Below are 19,811 nucleotides of genomic sequence, written 5' to 3'. Positions count from 1 at the left end.
GTAGGTTTTGTCTCTAACTTCTCTAAACTTAGTGTCAGCAGTCATAGCGATGACTACGCAATAAATGAAAATGCCCCGACATGTCGGGGCATTTTTTAATCTGCTGGAGCTTACTGGTGATATTGACCGGAGAACTCATGCACCGCACTGATAAACGCACCGGCGTGCTCGGGTTTTACTTCCGGGGTAATACCATGGCCCAGGTTGAACACATGGCCCGAGCCGTTGCCGTAGCTGGCCAGGATGCGCTTGACTTCGGTGCGGATGGCCTCCGGGTTGGCGTACAGCACGGTCGGGTCCATGTTGCCTTGCAGGGCAACCTTATTGCCGACACGACGGCGGGCTTCGCCCAGGTCACAGGTCCAGTCCAGGCCCAGTGCATCGGCACCAGCATCGGCGATGCTTTCCAGCCACAGGCCACCGTTTTTGGTGAACAGAATGACCGGCACCTTGCGACCTTCGTGTTCGCGGATCAGGCCGCTGACGATTTTGCGCATATAGGCCAGGGAGAACTCCTGATAGGCCGCAGCTGACAGGTTACCGCCCCAGGTGTCGAAGATCTGCACCGCCTGCGCGCCCGCCAGGATCTGGCCGTTGAGGTAAGACGTGACCGACTGCGCCAGCTTGTCGAGCAGCAAGTGCATGGCTTGCGGGGTGTCGTAGAGCATGGCCTTGGTTTTACGGAAGTCCTTGGAGGAGCCGCCTTCAACCATATAAGTGGCCAGCGTCCACGGGCTGCCGGAGAAGCCAATCAATGGCACACGGCCATTGAGCTCTTTGCGAATGGTGCTGACGGCGTTCATCACGTAGCCGAGGTCTTTTTGCGGATCCGGGATGGGCAGCGCTTCGATGTCGGCCAGGGTGCTGACAACCTTTTTGAAGCGCGGGCCTTCACCCGTTTCAAAGTACAGGCCTTGGCCCATGGCATCGGGGATGGTCAGGATGTCAGAAAACAGGATGGCCGCATCCAGCTGCGGGAAGCGGTCCAGAGGCTGCATGGTGACTTCACAGGCGAATTCGGCGTTCTTGCACAGGCTCATGAAATCGCCGGCCTTGGCGCGGCTGGCGCGGTACTCCGGCAGGTAGCGACCGGCCTGACGCATCATCCAGACAGGCGTTACGTCTACAGGTTGCTTGAGCAAAGCGCGAAGGAAACGGTCATTCTTGAGAACAGTCATGTCAGCATCCGGAAAAAAAGTGGGGGCATTTTCTCAGAGACGGACGCAAAAGGCACGGCAAGTGCCGTGCCTTTTATCTATCGGGTCGATTTGCCGCGGTGGAACGTGCTATTTGGCAACACCGCGAAACAACTGTGGGAGCCGGCTTGCTCGCGATACAGACAACTCGATTGATCAGCAGACCGAGTTGATCCCATCGCGGGCAAGCCCGCCCCCACAGGGAATCGGGTTACACGCCCAGGTAATCCATGATCCCTTCAGCCGCAGTACGGCCTTCGAAGATCGCGGTCACTACCAGGTCGGAACCACGCACCATGTCACCACCGGCAAAAATCTTCGGATGGCTGGTCTGATGCTTGAACTGCGACTGCTCTGGCGCAATCACGCGGCCCTGGCTGTCGGTCTGGATCTCGAACTGCTCGAACCACGAGGCCGGGCTCGGACGGAAACCAAAGGCGATAATCACGGCGTCTGCCGGAATGATCTCTTCAGAACCCGGGATCGGCTCCGGGCTACGACGGCCACGGGCATCCGGCTCGCCGAGACGGGTCTCGACCACCTTCACGCCTTCCACTTTGCCTTCACCGACAATAGCGATCGGCTGACGGTTGTAGAGGAACTTAACGCCTTCTTCCTTGGCGTTCTTCACCTCTTTGCGCGAGCCCGGCATGTTGGCTTCGTCACGACGATAGGCACAGGTTACTGATTTGGCGCCCTGGCGAATCGAAGTCCGGTTGCAGTCCATGGCCGTATCGCCGCCACCGAGCACCACAATCTTTTTGCCTTTCATGTCGACGAAATCTTCCGGCGACTTTTCAAAGCCCAGGTTGCGGTTGACGTTGGCAATCAGGAAGTCCAGCGCATCGTGCACGCCCGGCAGATCTTCACCGGCAAAACCACCTTTCATATAGGTGTAAGTGCCCATGCCCATAAACACGGCGTCGTACTCGGCCAGCAACTGCTCCATGCTGATGTCCTTGCCGATTTCGGTATTGAGACGGAACTCGATACCCATACCGGTAAACACTTCGCGGCGATGGCTCAGTACGGTTTTTTCCAGCTTGAACTCGGGGATGCCGAAGGTCAGCAGACCACCGATTTCCGGGTTCTTGTCGAACACCACCGGGGTCACTCCGCCACGCACCAGCACGTCGGCACAGCCCAGGCCTGCAGGCCCGGCACCGATAATGGCGACACGCTTGCCGGTGGGCACGACCTTGGACATGTCCGGGCGCCAGCCCATGGCGAATGCCGTATCGGTGATGTATTTCTCCACCGAACCAATGGTCACCGCGCCAAAACCGTCGTTGAGGGTGCAGGCGCCCTCGCACAGACGGTCTTGCGGGCACACCCGCCCGCACACTTCGGGCAGGGTGTTGGTCTGGTGCGACAACTCGGCGGCGGCGAGGATATTGCCCTCGGCCACCAGCTTGAGCCAGTTGGGAATGAAGTTATGCACAGGGCATTTCCATTCACAGTACGGGTTGCCGCAGCCCAGGCAGCGGTGGGCCTGTTCGGCCGACTGCTGGGGTTTAAAAGGCTCGTAGATTTCCACGAACTCTTTCTTGCGTTGACGTAACAGTTTCTTCTTCGGATCTTTGCGCCCGACATCGATGAACTGGAAGTCGTTACTCAGACGTTCAGCCATTGTTAAAACCTCATCAAACTCTTCAGGCGCATATCACTGCGGATTGGCACGGATGCTGGAAAGCAACGACTTCAAGCTGGCAGCCTTGGGCTTGACCATCCAGAAACGACGCAGGTAATCATCGAGGTTTTCCGAGAGGTTGCGACCCCACTCGCTGTTGGTTTCCTCAACGTATTCGTCCAGCACGTGTTGCAGGTGATTACGGTAGGCCTCCATCGCTTCGCCACTGATCCGCTGGATTTCCACCAGCTCGTGGTTAACCTTGTCGACGAAGGTGTTGTCCTGATCCAGCACGTAGGCGAAACCGCCGGTCATGCCCGAGCCGAAGTTGTAACCGGTTTTACCCAGCACACAGACAAAACCGCCAGTCATGTATTCGCAGCAGTGATCGCCTGTGCCTTCCACCACGGTGTGGGCACCGGAGTTGCGCACCGCGAAACGCTCGCCCGCCGTGCCCGCTGCAAACAGCTTGCCGCCGGTGGCGCCGTACAGGCAGGTATTGCCGACAATCGCGCTGTCCTGAGTTTTGTAGACGCTGCCTGCAGGCGGGACTATCACCAGCTTGCCGCCGGTCATGCCTTTACCTACGTAGTCGTTGGCATCGCCTTGCAGGTACATGTGCAAGCCACCGGCGTTCCACACACCAAAGCTCTGACCTGCAGTGCCTTTGAAGCGGAAGGTGATCGGTGCCTTGGCCATGCCCTGGTTGCCGTGAGTACGGGCGATTTCACCCGAGATACGCGCACCGATGGAGCGATCGCAGTTGCAGATGTCGAGGTCGAACTCGGCGCCGCTCATGTCGTTGATCGCCGAACGCGCCATGTCGAGCATCTGCTCGGCCAGCAGGCCCTTGTCGAACGGAGGGTTGCGGTCTACCTGGCAGAATTGCGGCTTGTCGGCCGGGATATGGTCGCTGCCCAGCAATGGCGTGAGGTCCAGGTTGTGCTGTTTGGCAGTCTCGCCCTGGAGGATTTCCAGCAGGTCGGTACGCCCGATCAACTCTTCCAGGGTGCGCACACCCAGCTTGGCCAGCCACTCGCGGGTTTCTTCGGCCACATAGGTGAAGAAGTTGACCACCATATCGACGGTGCCGATGTAATGGTTTTTACGCAGCGATTCGTTTTGCGTCGCAACGCCGGTCGCGCAGTTGTTGAGGTGGCAAATACGCAGGTATTTACAGCCCAGGGCGATCATGGGTGCGGTGCCGAAGCCGAAGCTTTCAGCGCCCAGAATTGCTGCCTTGATCACGTCGAGACCGGTTTTCAGGCCACCATCGGTTTGTACCCGCACTTTGCCGCGCAGGTCATTGCCGCGCAGGGTCTGGTGGGTTTCGGCCAAACCGAGCTCCCACGGTGCGCCCGCGTACTTGATGGAGGTCAGCGGTGAAGCGCCGGTGCCGCCGTCATAACCGGAGATGGTAATCAAGTCGGCATAGGCCTTGGCCACGCCAGCGGCGATGGTACCTACGCCCGCTTCAGCTACCAGTTTCACCGACACCAGTGCTTTCGGGTTGACTTGTTTCAAGTCAAAGATCAGCTGCGACAAGTCTTCAATGGAGTAGATGTCGTGGTGCGGCGGTGGCGAAATCAGGGTCACACCCGGTACGGCGTAGCGCAGTTTGGCGATCAGGCCGTTGACCTTGCCGCCCGGCAGTTGCCCGCCCTCGCCCGGCTTGGCGCCTTGAGCAACCTTGATTTGCAGCACTTCAGCGTTGACCAGGTATTCCGGTGTCACACCGAAACGACCAGTGGCCACTTGCTTGATCTTCGAACTCTTGATGGTGCCGTAACGCGCCGGGTCTTCGCCGCCTTCACCGGAGTTGGAGCGTGCGCCCAAGCGGTTCATGGCTTCAGCCAGGGCTTCGTGAGCCTCTGGCGACAAGGCGCCCAGGGAAATACCGGCTGAGTCGAAACGCTTGAGGATCGAGTCCAGCGGTTCGATATCGTCGATCGACAGCGGGGTATCGAGGGTCTTGACCTTGAACAGATCGCGGATCATAGACACTGGACGCTGGTCGACCAGTGCGGTGTATTCCTTGAATTTGCTGTAGTCGCCCTGCTGCACGGCGGCTTGCAGGGTGGCCACCACGTCAGGGTTGTAGGCATGGTATTCACCACCATGCACGTACTTGAGCAGGCCGCCTTGCTGGATGGGCTTGCGCGCACTCCAGGCCTCGGCTGCCAGCAGCTTTTGCTCGGCTTCAAGGTCGACGAAACGTGCGCCCTTGATGCGGCTTGGCACGCCACGGAAGCTCAGTTCGCAAATTTCTTCGGACAGGCCGATGGCTTCGAACAGCTGCGCACCACGGTACGAAGCGATGGTCGATATGCCCATTTTCGAGAGGATCTTGAGCAGACCTTTGGTGATGCCTTTGCGGTAGTTCTTGAACACCTCATAGAGGTCGCCCAGTACTTCACCGGTGCGGATCAGGTCGCCCAGCACTTCGTAGGCCAGGAACGGATAGACCGCCGAGGCACCGAAGCCGATCAGCACCGCAAAGTGATGCGGGTCACGGGCAGTAGCGGTTTCAACCAGAATGTTGCTGTCGCAACGCAGGCCTTTTTCGGTCAGGCGGTGATGCACGGCGCCCACAGCCAAAGAGGCGTGAACCGGCAACTTGCCCGGCGCGATATGACGGTCGCTCAGAACGATCTGGGTGCGACCAGCGCGCGCTGCTTCTTCGGCCTGATCGGCGATATTGCGCACAGCCGCTTCAAGACCGACGCTTTCGTCGTAGTTGAGGTCAATGATCTGACGCTCAAAGCCCGGCAGGTCGAGGTTCATCAGCGAGCGCCATTTTGCAGGCGAGATCACGGGCGAACTGAGAATCACACGGGAAGCGTGCTCAGGGGATTCCTGGAAGATGTTGCGCTCGGCACCGAGGCAGATTTCCAGCGACATGACGATGGCTTCACGCAGCGGGTCGATCGGCGGGTTGGTGACCTGCGCAAACTGCTGGCGGAAGTAATCGTAAGGTGTTCGCACACGCTGGGACAGCACGGCCATTGGCGTGTCGTCCCCCATCGAACCTACCGCTTCGTAGCCTTGCTCGCCCAACGGACGCAGCACCTGGTCGCGCTCTTCGAACGTGACCTGATACATCTTCATGTATTGCTTGAGCTGATCGACGTCGTAAAACGCCGAACCGTGGTCGTTGTCTTCCATGGTCGCCTGAATGCGCAGGGCATTCTTGCGCAGCCATTGCTTGTACGGGTGGCGCGACTTGAGGCGGTTGTCGATCGAGTCAGTGTCCAGCACCTGACCGGTTTCGGTGTCCACGGCCAGGATCTGGCCAGGGCCGACACGGCCTTTGGCGATCACGTCTTCCGGCTTGTAGTCCCATACGCCGATTTCCGAGGCAATGGTGATATAGCCGTTGGTGGTGGTCACCCAGCGCGCAGGGCGCAGGCCGTTACGGTCAAGCAGGCAGACCGCATAGCGACCGTCGGTCATTACCACGCCGGCGGGGCCGTCCCACGGCTCCATGTGCATGGAGTTGTACTCATAGAACGCCCGCAGGTCGGGGTCCATGGTTTCAACGTTCTGCCACGCCGGTGGAATCAGCATGCGTACGCCACGGAACAGGTCGATGCCGCCGGTGACCATCAGCTCCAGCATATTGTCCATGCTGGAGGAGTCCGAACCCACGCGGTTGACCAGCGGGCCGAGTTCGTCGAGGTCACCGATCAGATCGTTGGCAAACTTGGTGCGACGGGCCTGGGCCCAGTTGCGGTTACCGGTGATGGTGTTGATTTCGCCGTTGTGGGCGAGAAAGCGGAATGGCTGAGCCAGCGGCCATTTCGGCAGGGTATTGGTGGAGAAGCGCTGATGGAACACGCAGATCGCGGTTTGCAGGCGCTCATCGCTCAGGTCCGGATAGAAGGCGGTGAGGTCCGCCGGCATCATCAGGCCTTTATAAATGATGGTCTTGTGGGAAAAGCTGCAGATGTAGTGATCGCTGTCTGCCGCGTTGGACACCGAGGAACGGCGACGGGCACTGAACAGTTTGATGGCCATGTCCTGATCGCTCAGGCCGTCCCCACCAATAAACACTTGCTCGATCTGCGGCAGACGCTCCAGCGCCAGACGACCCAGAACGCTGGTATCGATGGGCACTTTGCGCCAGCCCACCAGTTGCAGGCCAGCGGCAAGGATCTCGCGATTCATGTTGTCGCGGGCCGCCTCGGCCTTGATCGGATCCTGGTTGAAAAACACCATGCCGACCGCGTATTGCTTGGGCAAATCGGTACCGAACTGCTCCTTGGCGGTTGCACGCAGGAACAGGTCAGGCTTTTGAATCAGCAGGCCACAACCGTCACCGGTCTTGCCGTCTGCGTTGATCCCACCGCGGTGGGTCATGCAGGTCAGGGCTTCAATGGCGGTTTGCAGAAGGGTATGACTGGGTTCGCCCTGCATATGGGCAATCAGGCCGAAACCACAGTTATCCTTGAATTCATCGGGGTGGTACAGACCTGCTTTCATAGACACTTTCTCACCAGGCTGCCCTTAAAAAGGGCAAATTTCTTTTAATTCAACCACTTGCTTCCCGCGCTGAACGTACGCCAGCTTGGCAGGGGCAAAAGGGTGGTCATTCTACACACCGTCACAAAGACCCACAAATTAAGCGGCGTTATACCGTAAATTCATGTCGCATTTATGAAAGGTTTAAAGCGATTGCTCGTGCTAGTCAAAACATTTTTGATGTTGACTGCTACACGGCGCAGACACCACAAGGCACACGGCTGTTAAGGCCGCATGCACAAGCAGGAGTTTTGATGGACTAGAACGGCGACCTGGGTAAGGTCGCCGGATCATCAGCGAGCTGCAGCCAGCTCTTTTTGGACGCTGGCGACAGTGCGAGGCCAAGGTTTACCAGCCTGCGTCTTCGCTGGCAAGTTCTTGATTGCTGCAGTTGCTGCAGCATGGCTTGGGAAGTTGCCATAGGTGACGACGTACAGCGGCTTGCCATTCAAGGTTTTCTTGAAGTAACGAGCATCACCGCCCAGTTCTTTGGCGACATTTTGCGCAGACGCTTCAGAGCTGGTGCCGACGATCTGCACCACATAGTTATTGGCAGGCTGGCTGGCGTACCAGCTACCGCCTGGTGCGGCCTTGGCCAGGCTAACCGGCTTCTCGGCCGGTTTGACCACTGGTTTGGCTGCCGGGGCCGGGGCAGGCTTGGCCACTGGCGCAGGCTTGGCCGTGGCCACGGTAGGTGCCGGTGCTGGTGCCGGGCGTGGCGTGGCTACGGGCGCAGGGCCCGCTGGCACGCCAACCGGTGGCGCGGTGGTGGTGACGGTCGGTGGCGAAGCAACGCCGCCGTCGACCGCAGGCACACCGCCATCGTCGCCCTCGGAGATACCACCGGCCGCTTCAGCCAGCGGGCCACGCATGACCGGCTGAGACTGCCCCACCAACGGCAACGGCATCGGCTGCGAAGAACCGGCGAAATCCACCGACGGCTTGGCCCCGCCATTGGGTGTGGCCTGCCCCAGCTGTGTCTGTTCGGCATCCGGCGCAACAGGTGCCTTGCCACGGCCCGGAATCAAAACGGCAGCAGCGACAGCCACTACCACTACTGCACCAATGGCCAATACGTGTTTCTTCGGCATCTTGAACCCCATACTTGGACGCTTGACCGCTGAGCGGCTGGCAATCATGGCTTCGATCATTGCATCACGGGCGACCTGGTTGATAATCCCGGGCCAGCCTTCAGAGCTCTCGTGTATATCTGAGATCTGCTGAGCGCTAAAGAGTTCGATCCCGCGCCCGGCACCTTCAAGGCGCTGGGCCAGATATTCGCGGGTTTCTTCGAGGTCATAGGGCTGCAGGTCGACCACATGGAAGCGTTCTTCATCAGCGCTCAGTTCCTCAAGACCGGCAATCATCGACGGCTCACCGAACAAGAACACGTGCGGACGCCCCTCTGGCGTACCCGCAGCCAGCGCCAGCAAGGCTTGCAGCGCAGACTCATCGAGCTGTTCGGCATCATCGACCAGCAGGTAGACCTCTTGCCCCGTAAGCGCCAGTTGCACCACTTGCGCCAGAATGGAGCCCACGTCAGGGCGCGCCACATTCAGGGTTTGCGCCACTTGCTGCAGGATACCGGCGGCATTGCCGGCCCCACGCGCCGAGACCACGACACTTTGCACCGACTGCTTGTTGGTACTCGCCACCAACGCCTGGCGCAGCAAGGTTTTGCCGCTGCCCTCAGGCCCGGTGACCACCAGCAGCAACTGGCTGTAGCGGGCAAGGTGATGCAACTGCCCCAGAACCGGCTTGCGCTGGGCCGGGAAAAACTTGAAGCCCGGAACCCGCGGTGCAAAGGGGTCGTGGGTGAGCTGGAAGTGACCGAGGAACGCCTCGTCGGCATGCAAACTAGTCATCGGGATCTTATTAACCTTTAAGCTGAGCCAGCGCGCGGTAATCCGCACCCAGCGTGGCTTGTAGAACCTCTTGTGGATAATCGTCAGTCACTGTGGCTTCGCCCATGCGGCGCAACAGCACCAGACGCATACGACCGTCGATCACTTTTTTATCAACTGCCATGTGTTGCATAAAGTCGGCCGGGGTCATTTCGACGGGCGGCACCACTGGCAAACCGGCACGCTGAAAGATCCGGATACCTCGATCACGCTCGGCATCGGTGATCCAGCCCAGGCGGGCAGACATTTCCAGTGCCATCACGGTGCCCGCAGCGACGGCCTCGCCATGCAGCCACACGCCGTAGCCCATATGGGTTTCGATGGCATGGCCAAAGGTATGCCCCAGGTTGAGCGTTGCACGCACACCCGCTTCGCGCTCATCGGCGCCGACCACTTCAGCCTTGGCCGCGCACGAACGCTGGATCGCGGCAGTCAGGGCCGCCTGGTCCAGGGATCGCAGCGCATCCATGTTGTCTTCAAGCCAGGTCAGGAACGGCTCATCGCATATCAGGCCATATTTGATGACTTCAGCCAGCCCTGCGGACAATTCGCGGGCAGGCAGGGTGTTGAGGGTCTGGGTGTCGATCAGCACAAGGTTGGGCTGATAGAAGGCACCGATCATGTTCTTGCCCAAGGGGTGGTTGATCCCGGTTTTGCCGCCCACGGACGAATCGACCTGGGACAACAAAGTGGTCGGCACCTGGATAAAATCGACTCCGCGCTGGTAACAAGCAGCAGCAAAACCGGCCATGTCACCGACAACACCGCCACCCAACGCTATCACCGTGGTGCGTCGATCATGACGTGCTGTGAGCAGGCCATCGAAAATCAGCTGCAGGGTTTCCCAATTCTTGAACGACTCGCCATCGGGCAGGATGATCGGCAACACCGAGAACTGCGCGAGGCTACGCGTCAAGCGCTCAAGATAGAGTGGCGCGACCGTTGTATTGGTCACAATCGCCACCTGGCGCCCGGCGATATGCGGAGCCAGCAACTGCGGCTGATCCAACAAACCTTCGCCAATATGAATCGGGTAGCTACGCTCGCCTAGATCAACCTTCACTGTCTGCATGAAACCCCGCGTTGAAGCACGGCGCCAGCGCCCTGCTTCGCAATTATCAAGTGATGGCATGCCGTAAAAAGGCATGCTCGGCGCCGAGAATAGCGCATTTCGTATCGCACTTTAATGGTCTGTGCAGCGACTACCGGGGAGGAAGCTGGGCCAGGCGCTCGAGGATATCGAGCACCACCATGCGCGGCGGCCGCTCATCGGTTTCAACCACCAGGTCAGCAATTTCACGATAAAGCGGGTCGCGCACAGCCAGCAGGTCGCGCAGGATTTTTTCCGGGTTGGCATTGCGCAGCAAGGGCCGGTTGCGATCACGGGAGGTGCGCGCCACCTGCTGCTCGATGGAGGCGTGCAAATACACCACGCGCCCACCATTGCGCAGCGCTTGCCGGTTTTCCGGGCGCATGACCGCGCCACCACCGGTGGCCAGCACAATGCCATTTTCATGGCACAGCTCGACAATCATGGCTGTTTCACGATCGCGAAAGCCCGGCTCGCCTTCTTTATCGAAGATCCACGGGATATTGGCACCCGTGCGCACTTCAATTTCCTTATCGGAATCTTTGAACGGCAGGTGCAGCTCTTTGGCCAGCAAACGTCCGATGGTGCTTTTTCCAGCCCCCATTGGCCCAACAAGAATCAAATTTCGCACAGAATCAATGACTCACAGCAATCGCCTGGTTGTTCATGATACGCGGAGTCAGGAACACCAGCAGTTCGGATTTTTTTTCCAGGACAACGTCTCTACGGAAAAGTCGGCCAACATACGGCAGATCGCCTAAAAATGGCACTTTATCTACCACTTTGCTTTGAGTTTTTGAGAACACTCCCCCAATCACGATGGTTTCACCGTCCTTGACCAGCACCTTGGCCCTGACCTCGTTCTTCTTGATGGGCGGTACATCCTGCAGCCTGCTCATGTAATCGGGCTCATCCTTGGTCACTACGACGGCCATGATGACGCTGTTGTCCGGAGTGATTTGCGGCGTCACCTCCAGTGACAATGAGGCTTCCTTGAACGAAACCGATGTAGCCCCGGTTTTGCTGGCCTGCTGGTAAGGAATTTGGGTGCCTTTAAGAATTTTGGCGGTTTCCTTATCCGCAGTAACCACTTTGGGTTGCGAGATAATTTCCCCATTACCGGTTTTTTCCATGGCCGTCAGTTCCAGGTCCAGCAACACATTGTTGGTGATGAAGGCGATGCCCAAGCCCGAGGTATTTCGCGAAACACCCAAATCAACAAAGGGCGCACTAACGTTGCCCGGGGCAGCCCCGGACGCCGCAGGCTGGGTAATACCACCGGCTTTCCAGAGGCCACCATTGTTTAGCGCTCCCCCCCAACGCACACCCAGGCTTTTTTCGAAGTCCACGCCTGCCTCGACAATCCAGGCTTCGATCATCACCTGACGCACTGGCACGTCCAGTTGAGCCACGATGCGCCGCAGCTCATCCAGCCGTTCACTCGATTCATAAGCAATGATGGTATTGGTGCGTTCATCCACCGTGATCGTGCCCTGCCCCTCGATGCCGGGCTGCCCGCCGGTCACTGACTGGAACAGCATGACGATATCTGCCGCCCTGGCGTAATTGACTTGCACCAACTCCCGACGCAAAGGCGCAGGCTCAGGGCGCTCGCGGGCTGCGATCTCTTCCAGGGGCGCGATCAACAACACATTACCTTCAAGACGCTTGCCCAACCCCTTGCTCTCAAGCACCAGCTCCAGCGCCTGATCCCAAGGCACATCCTGCAAACTGAGGGTTATGCTGCCCTTTACGGTGTCGCTGACCATCAGGTTGAACCCGGTAAAATCCGCCAGCGATTGCAGTACCGTGCGTACATCAAGATTCTGCACGCTCAGGGACATGGGCTCGCCCACATACTGCGAGCGCTTGACGGATGATGGCGCGGCCTGCCCAGCCGCCAGCATTGACTGCGAATTCAGCGCACTCCATAGCGCCAGTACGCAGACCGGTGAAATCCTTTTCATGGTGTTTATCCGTTAAGACTGTTGATTTAAAGGAATCGTCAGGGACCTTTCCAACCAACCGCCCCGACCATCGGAAATCAGTTCAAATACTTCAATCTGGTGCGCCTGGATCGAAGCAATCTGGCCATTGTTGCGCCCCAGGTAATCCCCCACTTTCAAGCGATGAATAACACCATTGGCCCGCAGCAAGGCATTTGCCTGCGATTCACTGGACAGCATGCCAACCATCTCGAACTGCTCCAGATCAAAGCCTTCCAGAAACTGCCGGGGCCGGTCCGCGTCAAGTTCATCGCCGGCAAGGCTGACCTGCCAACTGCCGTCCCCTCCCCCCCCTATAGCCTGAAAAGGATTGCGCAAACCCATCGATCCATAGGCAAACACAGGCCCGACACTGATCACGGGAAGCGGCTCAATGGCGTTGCTCGCATGCCCCTGCGTAGCCTGTAAATAACTGTGCAGGTCTGCGGTAGTCTGCGGGCTGTCACACCCTGCCAGGCTTGCCAGCAATCCGGCGCCAAACACTCGCAAACAAACACCCATGGGATCAGTCCTTGATCGTGGTTCGGTAGGCCTTTGCCAGCAGCGTCATGCGCAGTTGACCGTCACTGGTACCGTTGCTCGGCGCAAGGCTGAGGTCATGCAAGGTGACAATGCGCGGCAGGCTGGCCATGGCGCTGACGAAGAGGCCAAGTTCGTGATAGCCCCCGACGAGGGTCATCTGCAGTGGCAGTTCGGCATAGAACGTTTGCAGGACTTCAGGGAGCCACTGAATGTGCTCGACCAGCAGACCATTGCTCAGACCCAACCGCGAAATCTCATCCAGCAATTCGGGCACTTGTGCCTGAGCGGGGAGTTGTTTGAGCAACGCACTGAACCCGGCTTCCAGCCTGTGAACTTGCATCACATAAGCATCCATATTGGCAACCTGTGCGACCCTGGATTCAAACTCCGCCTTCAGCGTGGTTTGAGTCTCGTGCAACTGTTGCAGCCGGGAAGAAGGCAGTTGAAGCAGCAGCGCATGACCCGACACCAGCACCAGGCCCAGCCACACCAGAGCCACGGTTGTTTTGCGGGCTGGCGACCAGGCGCCCATGTTACCCGGGGCCAGTTCGCGCAGGTCGAAATTGCGCAGGCTAACGAGCCAGTGCGCAGGTATCACAATGCCCCCCCGGAAGGGGTATGTCGGGCCTCACGCACCGTCATCTGAAACAGGCGCTCCTGCCCGCCTGCCTGGGCAGGGTCTGCCTTGACGTCATTGAGTTGTGGCGTATCCAGCCAGTGCGAAGCATCGAGATTTCGCATCAGCTGGGCGACAAGGTTGTTGGACTGGGCAATCCCTGTGATGACAATGGTGCCCTCGGTCATTTTCACGTCGGTGAAATGCACACCTTCCGGCAAGCTGCGCGCCAATTGTTCCAAAATGATCCCGCTGCTCGACCGGCTGCTCTGCAACATGCCTATGGTTTGCATGCGTTCAAGCAATTGCTCCCGGCGCACTTTCAACTGGTCGATCTGCTCCGCACGCCCATCCAGCTGGAACGTGGTACTGCGGATCAGGTCATTGCGCTCCATCTGCTCCTCTACCAAGGTGTCGATAAAGTGGTCAGCAGCAAACAGGCCGGCCACCGCCAGCAAAGACAGGGCCACCAGCACCATCAAAAAACGTTTGCGCCGCTTTTCACGCAACAACGCGCGCCAGGGCAACAAATTGATTCTCGCCATTAATCAAACCCCCTCAAGGCCAGACCGCAGGCAGTCAACAACACAGGGGCATCGCAAAGCAAGGCTTCAGGGGTGAGTGAGGGATCGAGGTCCATCAGCGCAAACGGGTTGGCGATGCGTGTCGGCGTGCCAAGACGGGATTCAACCCGCTGAGCCAGCAGCGGATCCATGGCAGCCTCACCGGCCAATACGATCAGGCCGATCCGCCCATCAACTCCGGAGTCGGCAAACAGCCCAAGCTCTCGCTCCAGCTCTTCGACAATCGTGGTTTCGAATGCTTGCGCCCCTGCAGTGGCCTGCCCGCAAAGCAGCTCCCGGACGTAAATGACCTGACCCTGCTGCACGATGCTCAGCAGGATTGTATGGGGTGCAAAATCGACCACGGCCACGGCCCCGTTCAGTGCCTGGCCTGCAGTCATTGCCTCAACGCCCCGCACCAGGGCATGAGCCTGCACGGCAACCACCCGCGGGACCAATCCCGCACCGGTCAAGACCGAACAATGCCACTCCAGTGCTTCCTGGCGGCACGCCACCATCAGCACGCGGGCCGGCCCGGTATGGTTCGACGGGTGATCCTGGAGCTCAAAATCCAGTGCCATGTCATCCAGTGCATAAGGTATGTACTGCTCAGCCTCAAACCGCACATGAAGCTCAAGCTCTACTTCGCTCAAGCCTGCCTCCACCTCCAGGCTTTTGCAGATCACCTGACCATCGGGCATCGCGATAATGGCGTCCCTGGCGATTACCTGGGCCTTTTCCAGCGCCCTGAGAAGCACTGGGACGACACTTTTGGCCTCTGCGCCGGTCTGATCATTCACAAGCCCGGCTGGCAGGGGTTCCATGGCATAGGACTGTAGCTTGAACCGGCCCTGTGAACGGCTCAGCTCGACGAGCTTGATCGACTGCTGGCCGATTTGTACGCCGACACAGCGCTGACGTGTTTGAGGAAATAATCCGGGCACCTTTGTTTTCCCTAATGCAATCCGTAACTTACGGAGGGTAAAAAATGAGATCCGTTCAAAACCTGTTCTGACATGCGGCTCATGACGTTCATGAGCGAAAAATGCTTATAATGCCGGGCGTTTTTTCCGTATCGTCGACCCGGCGCAACTGCGCACTACCCTGACGTGCAAACCCATTTCTTGATCTGGAAATCCAAAAGCCTTGATTCGTCTGCTGAAGTTTTTCGGGTGGTCTTTCGTTGCCGTGTTCTGCGGGCTGTTGCTCGTGTTGAGCGGCGCGTTTCTCTATCTTAGTCCTGGCTTGCCGTCTGTAGAGTCGTTGAGAAGCATCCAGTTGCAGATTCCTTTGCGGGTCTACACCAGCGACGGAAAGTTGATCGCAGAGTTTGGCGAAATGCGCCGCTCACCGATCAAGTTCGCCGACATTCCGCCCAATTTCATCAATGCCCTGCTTTCTGCAGAAGATGACAATTTCGCCAATCATTACGGGGTCGACCCCAGCAGCCTGATGCGTGCCGCTACCCAGTTGGTAAAAAGCGGACACATACAATCAGGTGGCAGCACCATCACCATGCAGGTGGCGAAGAACTATTTCCTCTCCAGCGAGCGAAGCTTTTCGCGCAAGACCAACGAAATCCTGCTGGCTCTCGAAATTGAACGCGAGCTGACCAAGGACGAGATCCTTGAGTTGTACGTGAACAAGATTTACCTGGGCAACCGCGCTTACGGTATCGAATCCGCAGCCCAGGTTTACTACGGCAAATCGATCCGCGACCTGAGCCTGGCGCAGATGGCGATGATCGCCGGCCTGCCCAAAGCCCCTTCACGGTTTAACCCGCTGGCCAACCCGGTGCGCAGCAAAGAGCGCCGCGACTGGATCCTGGGGCGTATGTACAAGCTGGGTAAAATCGATCAGGCCAGCTATCAAGCGGCGATCGCCGAGCCGGTCAACGCCAGCTATCACGTGCCAACGCCGGAAGTGAGCGCCCCCTACATCGCCGAAATGGCCCGTGCCGAAATGGTCGGCCGTTATGGCAGCGAGGCGTACACCGAAGGCTTCCGTGTGACTACCACGGTGCCGAGTGACCTTCAGGAACTGGCCAACACCGCCGTTCATGAAGGCCTGATTGCCTACGACCAGCGTCACGGCTACCGTGGCCCCGAGTCACGCCTGCCGGGCAAGACCCTGGCCGTATGGACTCAGGAACTGGCCAAGCAGCGCCCGATCAGCGGTCTTGAACCGGCCATCGTGACCCAGGTCGACAAGGATGGCATTCAAGTACTGACTCGCACCGGTGAGGCGCACGTCGCCTGGAACACCATGAAATGGGCACGCAAGTTCCTCAACACCAACAGCATGGGGCCGATGCCCAAACAGCCTTCGGATGTCGCCCAGGTCGGTGATCTGATTCGCGTACAACCGCAGACCGACGGCAGCTACAAATTCAGCCAGGTGCCCACCGTGCAAGGCGCACTGGTATCCCTGGATCCGGACAACGGCGCCATTCGGGCGCTGGTGGGCGGTTTCGCCTTTGAGCAAAGCAACTACAACCGGGCGATGCAGGCCAAGCGCCAACCGGGCTCCAGTTTCAAACCGTTCATCTACAGCGCCGCACTGGATAATGGCTACACCGCCGCCACCCTGGTCAACGACGCACCCATCGTGTTTGTCGATGAGTATCTGGACAAGGTCTGGCGCCCGAAGAACGACACCAACACCTTCCTCGGCCCGATCCGCGTGCGTGAAGCACTGTACAAGTCGCGCAACCTGGTCTCCATCCGCTTGCTGCAAAGCCTGGGTGTCGACCGCACCGTCGACTACATCAGCAAGTTCGGTTTCAACAAACAGGACTTGCCGCGCAACCTGTCGCTGGCCCTGGGTACTGCCACCCTGACGCCAATGGAGATTGCCACCGGCTGGAGTACATTCGCCAACGGCGGCTACAAGATCACGCCGTATCTGATCGACAAAATCGAAAGCCGCAATGGCGAAACCCTGTTCGTGGCCAACCCGCCAAGCGTGCCTAAAGCCGACAGCAAGGATGTGCCGCCTGAAGCCGCAGCGCTGACCGTTGACACCATCAATGCCGCACCGGGCCTGCCCACTGTCGAGACGCAAGCAGTAGCCGAGCGGATTGTCGACGGGCGCACCACATACATCCTCACCAGCATGCTGCAGGACGTGATCAAGCTCGGCACCGGCCGCCGCGCCCTGGCGCTGGGCCGCACCGATCTGGCAGGTAAAACCGGTACGACCAACGAATCCAAGGATGCGTGGTTCTCAGGATACAACGCCGACTATGTGACCACTGTTTGGACCGGTTTCGACCAGCCCGAAAGCCTGGGCCGTCGCGAATACGGCGGCACCGTCGCGCTGCCGATCTGGATGACGTACATGGGGGGCGCGCTCAAAGACAAGCCTGCGCATACGCAGCCAGAACCCGAAGGCATCCTCAGCTTGCGGATTGATCCGTCCAGCGGCCGTATCGCGTCTCCAGGCACGCCTGGCGCCTACTTTGAACTGTTCAAGAGCGAAGACACACCGCCCACCAACAGCGAACTGGGCAACAACGTAGCACCGGGAAGCCCGCTGCCGGCAGATGACGGCGCCCCAATAGACCTGTTCTGATCAACAGGGCTGCACGTTGCAGAGCGCCCGAGCGCTTGCAACGTGCAGCCTGGCAGGCTCAAGCAAGCAGGTGATCCACAGGCACACCCCCTGCAAACAGCTCATCGATCGGCGCCATCGCCAGTTGATCGATACGTGTGCTCTCGCTGTGAGACTCCCAGCGCTCCAGACTTTCAGCCAGCACACCGGGCTGTTGCGCATACTGCCCATACACATCTGCCCGGGTCGGCACCCGAAACCTCAGCAGGTACAAGCGCTTGCGGGTTTTATGGACATTGCTCATTTCGCGCATGAGCAGGTTCATGGCTTCTACCTGCTCTTCAAACGTACCGCCCGCACAGGTCATTACCTCACGGTACTTAACCCGCAGTTGCTGCGCGACGTGTTCAAGCGCCTGATCCACGAACAACACCTCACGCTCGGTCACCAGTGAACACCGGGCCTGCAGCGCTTGCTGGCTGCGGCGCAAAACCGCCCAGCAACTGGGAATATAACTGTCGATCATAAACGGCTGGCCTGCATCGACCCGTGGCTTGAGCCCCCCCTCTGATTCGGGTGCTGCACTGTTTTGCTCAAGTACCGCATGGCTGACGGCATGCTGGGTGATCGTCTTGCTAAGCGGATCCCACAGGACATGCGACCTCATCTCCGGAGCAAACTCCAGCGGCATAAAGTGGCGCAAGGTTCCGTGATGCTGATAAGGCTCTGCGAGCAAACGGCTCAGGCCCGCCACAAACACGCCAAAACCTGCGGGTACATTCACGAAACTGAGTACCGTGCCTGCACAACAGGCCGACAATGGACGGTTCATCCAGCTGCCGGGCACCCCGGGTACAGGATCGTTATGGTTAACCATGCGCTGATGCACCAGCCCCTGTGCCGCACGAACAAAGGTTGCGTCCGCTGCGCGAGGGGCTCCGTACGTGTAGAGCTGCACCTCACAGGCCCTCAGCTGGATCAACATTTGGGCAAGGATCAAACCGATGGCCCCACCCTGGCTGTGTCCGCAAATCAGTACGGCTTGCCCCCAGTGGAACTTGTCCATGTACCTGTCGACAAGCTCGTAAGCCTGCCTGGCGGCGTCGTAAAAACCGCCATGTACCTGGCCCTCACCCTCTTCAAAGGGTACTTGAGGGGCCTCTGCATCCTGTGACAAATCAGACCAGGTACAGGTGCTACGAACGGCAACCAAGACAACTTTATCGTTATGGCTCACAAAAACTTGTGCACCTGCGCCTTGAGCCCCAAAACGGATATCTCCGCGATAATGCACTGAAGACGGAGTTTCCTGAGCCATTCCGCAAAGCGGGCCATTGGCCGGGTACAGCACGGGGTCGAAAGGCACAATTTCCAAACGCGCCGAATACGGCACATCTTCATATAAAGGGTAATAGGACTTTGCCTGTTCCGGGCTGGCCCGCCAGCCCATCATGCTTGCCTCCCCAAAGGGATCTTGCACACGCGACATGCGGGCCGGCCCAGCAAATGAGCAGTTGCCCAGGGTGGCCATCAACGCCAATTGATAGAGATTGAGCGCACAAAACTGCGGGTCCGTGGACAGCAGCGGGCACAAGGCCCGCAAGGGACGCACCTGCAGCACCGTATGACGCCCCTCTGCAATATGCACACCGAGCGGGCCACGCTCGACCGGGAACAGGCTCCCGGCCTCAGGCGGCAAATGAGACACATGCTCGACCAGATGCCGCACTTCAATCTGGTAATAGTCACTGTCGGGATCAATGCATGGCGGCTTGCTCTGCGGGCGCGCACCGCTCCTGTCGAGGAAGCGGGTGCGCTCCGCCCTGACCTGAAGCTCGGTGATCTTGAGAGGGTAATGCGTTCGACCCATCAACCGCGAATACAGGCCATTGCTGGCGTCATGCAACTGCCTGAACATAAGCGCAAATGGCCCTTCAACGCCCTTGCGCACCCTGCCAACCCCCGAGGCATCCAGACGACCGCCATGCCGTCTACCCCGCTGATCAACCAGCTCAAAGGCCAGCCCTGCATAGGCGGTACTCACCCCCTGGTCGTCAATCAGTTGAAAGCGGGTCTGACTGTAACGGCTTTGACGAAGGCGAGTGAACATCCGTGATTCCTATAAAACGTCCTATAAAACAGAGGGCACACTTCAGAATTCTTTAGAATTCAGAACAGGCTCCCCTCGGAACAAAGGAATGAAATTAACGG

At 58.7% G+C, this 19,811-nt stretch carries 13 protein-coding genes; 1 reads left to right on the top strand and 12 read right to left on the bottom strand.

Annotated features, from left to right (window positions below):
* Positions 1-110 precede the first annotated feature (110 nt).
* From hemE to pilM, 11 genes are all read right to left on the bottom strand, one after another.
* Entirely contained in the window at positions 111-1,178 is a 1,068-nt protein-coding gene (hemE, locus tag QN377_RS06595; protein ID WP_095000854.1) for a uroporphyrinogen decarboxylase, read from the bottom strand.
* 229 nt (positions 1,179-1,407) lie between these two features.
* Positions 1,408-2,826 (bottom strand): FAD-dependent oxidoreductase, encoded by a 1,419-nt coding sequence (locus QN377_RS06590; RefSeq protein WP_095000853.1) that lies wholly within the window; start codon positions 2,824-2,826, stop codon positions 1,408-1,410.
* A gap of 33 nt (positions 2,827-2,859) precedes the next feature.
* Positions 2,860-7,308, bottom strand: coding sequence for a glutamate synthase large subunit (gene gltB / locus QN377_RS06585; protein ID WP_095001092.1), 4,449 nt, complete (start codon positions 7,306-7,308; stop codon positions 2,860-2,862).
* A gap of 332 nt (positions 7,309-7,640) precedes the next feature.
* Entirely contained in the window at positions 7,641-9,212 is a 1,572-nt protein-coding gene (locus QN377_RS06580) for an AAA family ATPase (RefSeq protein WP_095017725.1), read from the bottom strand.
* A 10-nt stretch (positions 9,213-9,222) separates the two neighbouring features.
* Entirely contained in the window at positions 9,223-10,323 is a 1,101-nt protein-coding gene (aroB, locus tag QN377_RS06575; RefSeq protein ID WP_095000851.1) for a 3-dehydroquinate synthase, read from the bottom strand.
* A 130-nt stretch (positions 10,324-10,453) separates the two neighbouring features.
* On the bottom strand, positions 10,454-10,972 hold the full coding sequence (aroK, locus tag QN377_RS06570; protein WP_029611693.1) for a shikimate kinase AroK: 519 nt from the start codon (positions 10,970-10,972) through the stop codon (positions 10,454-10,456).
* Positions 10,973-10,976: 4 nt separating this feature from the next.
* Complete coding sequence (locus QN377_RS06565; RefSeq protein WP_323567614.1) at positions 10,977-12,308, bottom strand: type IV pilus secretin PilQ family protein; 1,332 nt, start codon at positions 12,306-12,308, stop codon at positions 10,977-10,979.
* 12 nt (positions 12,309-12,320) lie between these two features.
* Positions 12,321-12,815 carry a pilus assembly protein PilP gene (locus QN377_RS06560; protein ID WP_232527659.1) on the bottom strand — a complete coding sequence of 165 codons (495 nt, stop codon included), beginning with the start codon at positions 12,813-12,815 and terminating at the stop codon, positions 12,321-12,323.
* A gap of 37 nt (positions 12,816-12,852) precedes the next feature.
* A complete protein-coding gene (locus tag QN377_RS06555; protein ID WP_322213991.1) occupies positions 12,853-13,467 on the bottom strand; it encodes a type 4a pilus biogenesis protein PilO in 615 nt (204 codons plus the stop codon).
* The gene (locus tag QN377_RS06550; protein WP_095000848.1) at positions 13,464-14,030 is read right to left on the bottom strand and encodes a PilN domain-containing protein; all 567 of its coding nucleotides are present in this window, start codon (positions 14,028-14,030) and stop codon (positions 13,464-13,466) included. Before QN377_RS06550 ends, QN377_RS06555 begins: the two co-directional genes overlap by 4 nt.
* The gene (gene pilM / locus QN377_RS06545; RefSeq protein WP_095026343.1) at positions 14,030-14,992 is read right to left on the bottom strand and encodes a type IV pilus biogenesis protein PilM; all 963 of its coding nucleotides are present in this window, start codon (positions 14,990-14,992) and stop codon (positions 14,030-14,032) included. Before pilM ends, QN377_RS06550 begins: the two co-directional genes overlap by 1 nt.
* Before the next feature lie 205 nt (positions 14,993-15,197).
* Between pilM and QN377_RS06540 the strand changes: the two genes are divergently transcribed.
* Positions 15,198-17,621 (top strand): penicillin-binding protein 1A, encoded by a 2,424-nt coding sequence (locus tag QN377_RS06540; protein WP_370688614.1) that lies wholly within the window; start codon positions 15,198-15,200, stop codon positions 17,619-17,621.
* A 58-nt stretch (positions 17,622-17,679) separates the two neighbouring features.
* Here the strand turns inward: QN377_RS06540 and QN377_RS06535 are convergent, their stop codons facing one another.
* The gene (locus QN377_RS06535; protein ID WP_322213988.1) at positions 17,680-19,710 is read right to left on the bottom strand and encodes a lipase family protein; all 2,031 of its coding nucleotides are present in this window, start codon (positions 19,708-19,710) and stop codon (positions 17,680-17,682) included.
* Between the last annotated feature and the right edge of the window lie 101 nt (positions 19,711-19,811).

The sequence above is a fragment of the Pseudomonas sp. CCC4.1 genome, from assembly GCF_035019225.1.
GTDB classification, from domain to species: domain Bacteria; phylum Pseudomonadota; class Gammaproteobacteria; order Pseudomonadales; family Pseudomonadaceae; genus Aquipseudomonas; species Aquipseudomonas bubulae.
The sequence above is the reverse complement of the archived record's forward strand: the minus strand, read 5'-3'. Positions and strand labels throughout refer to the sequence as shown.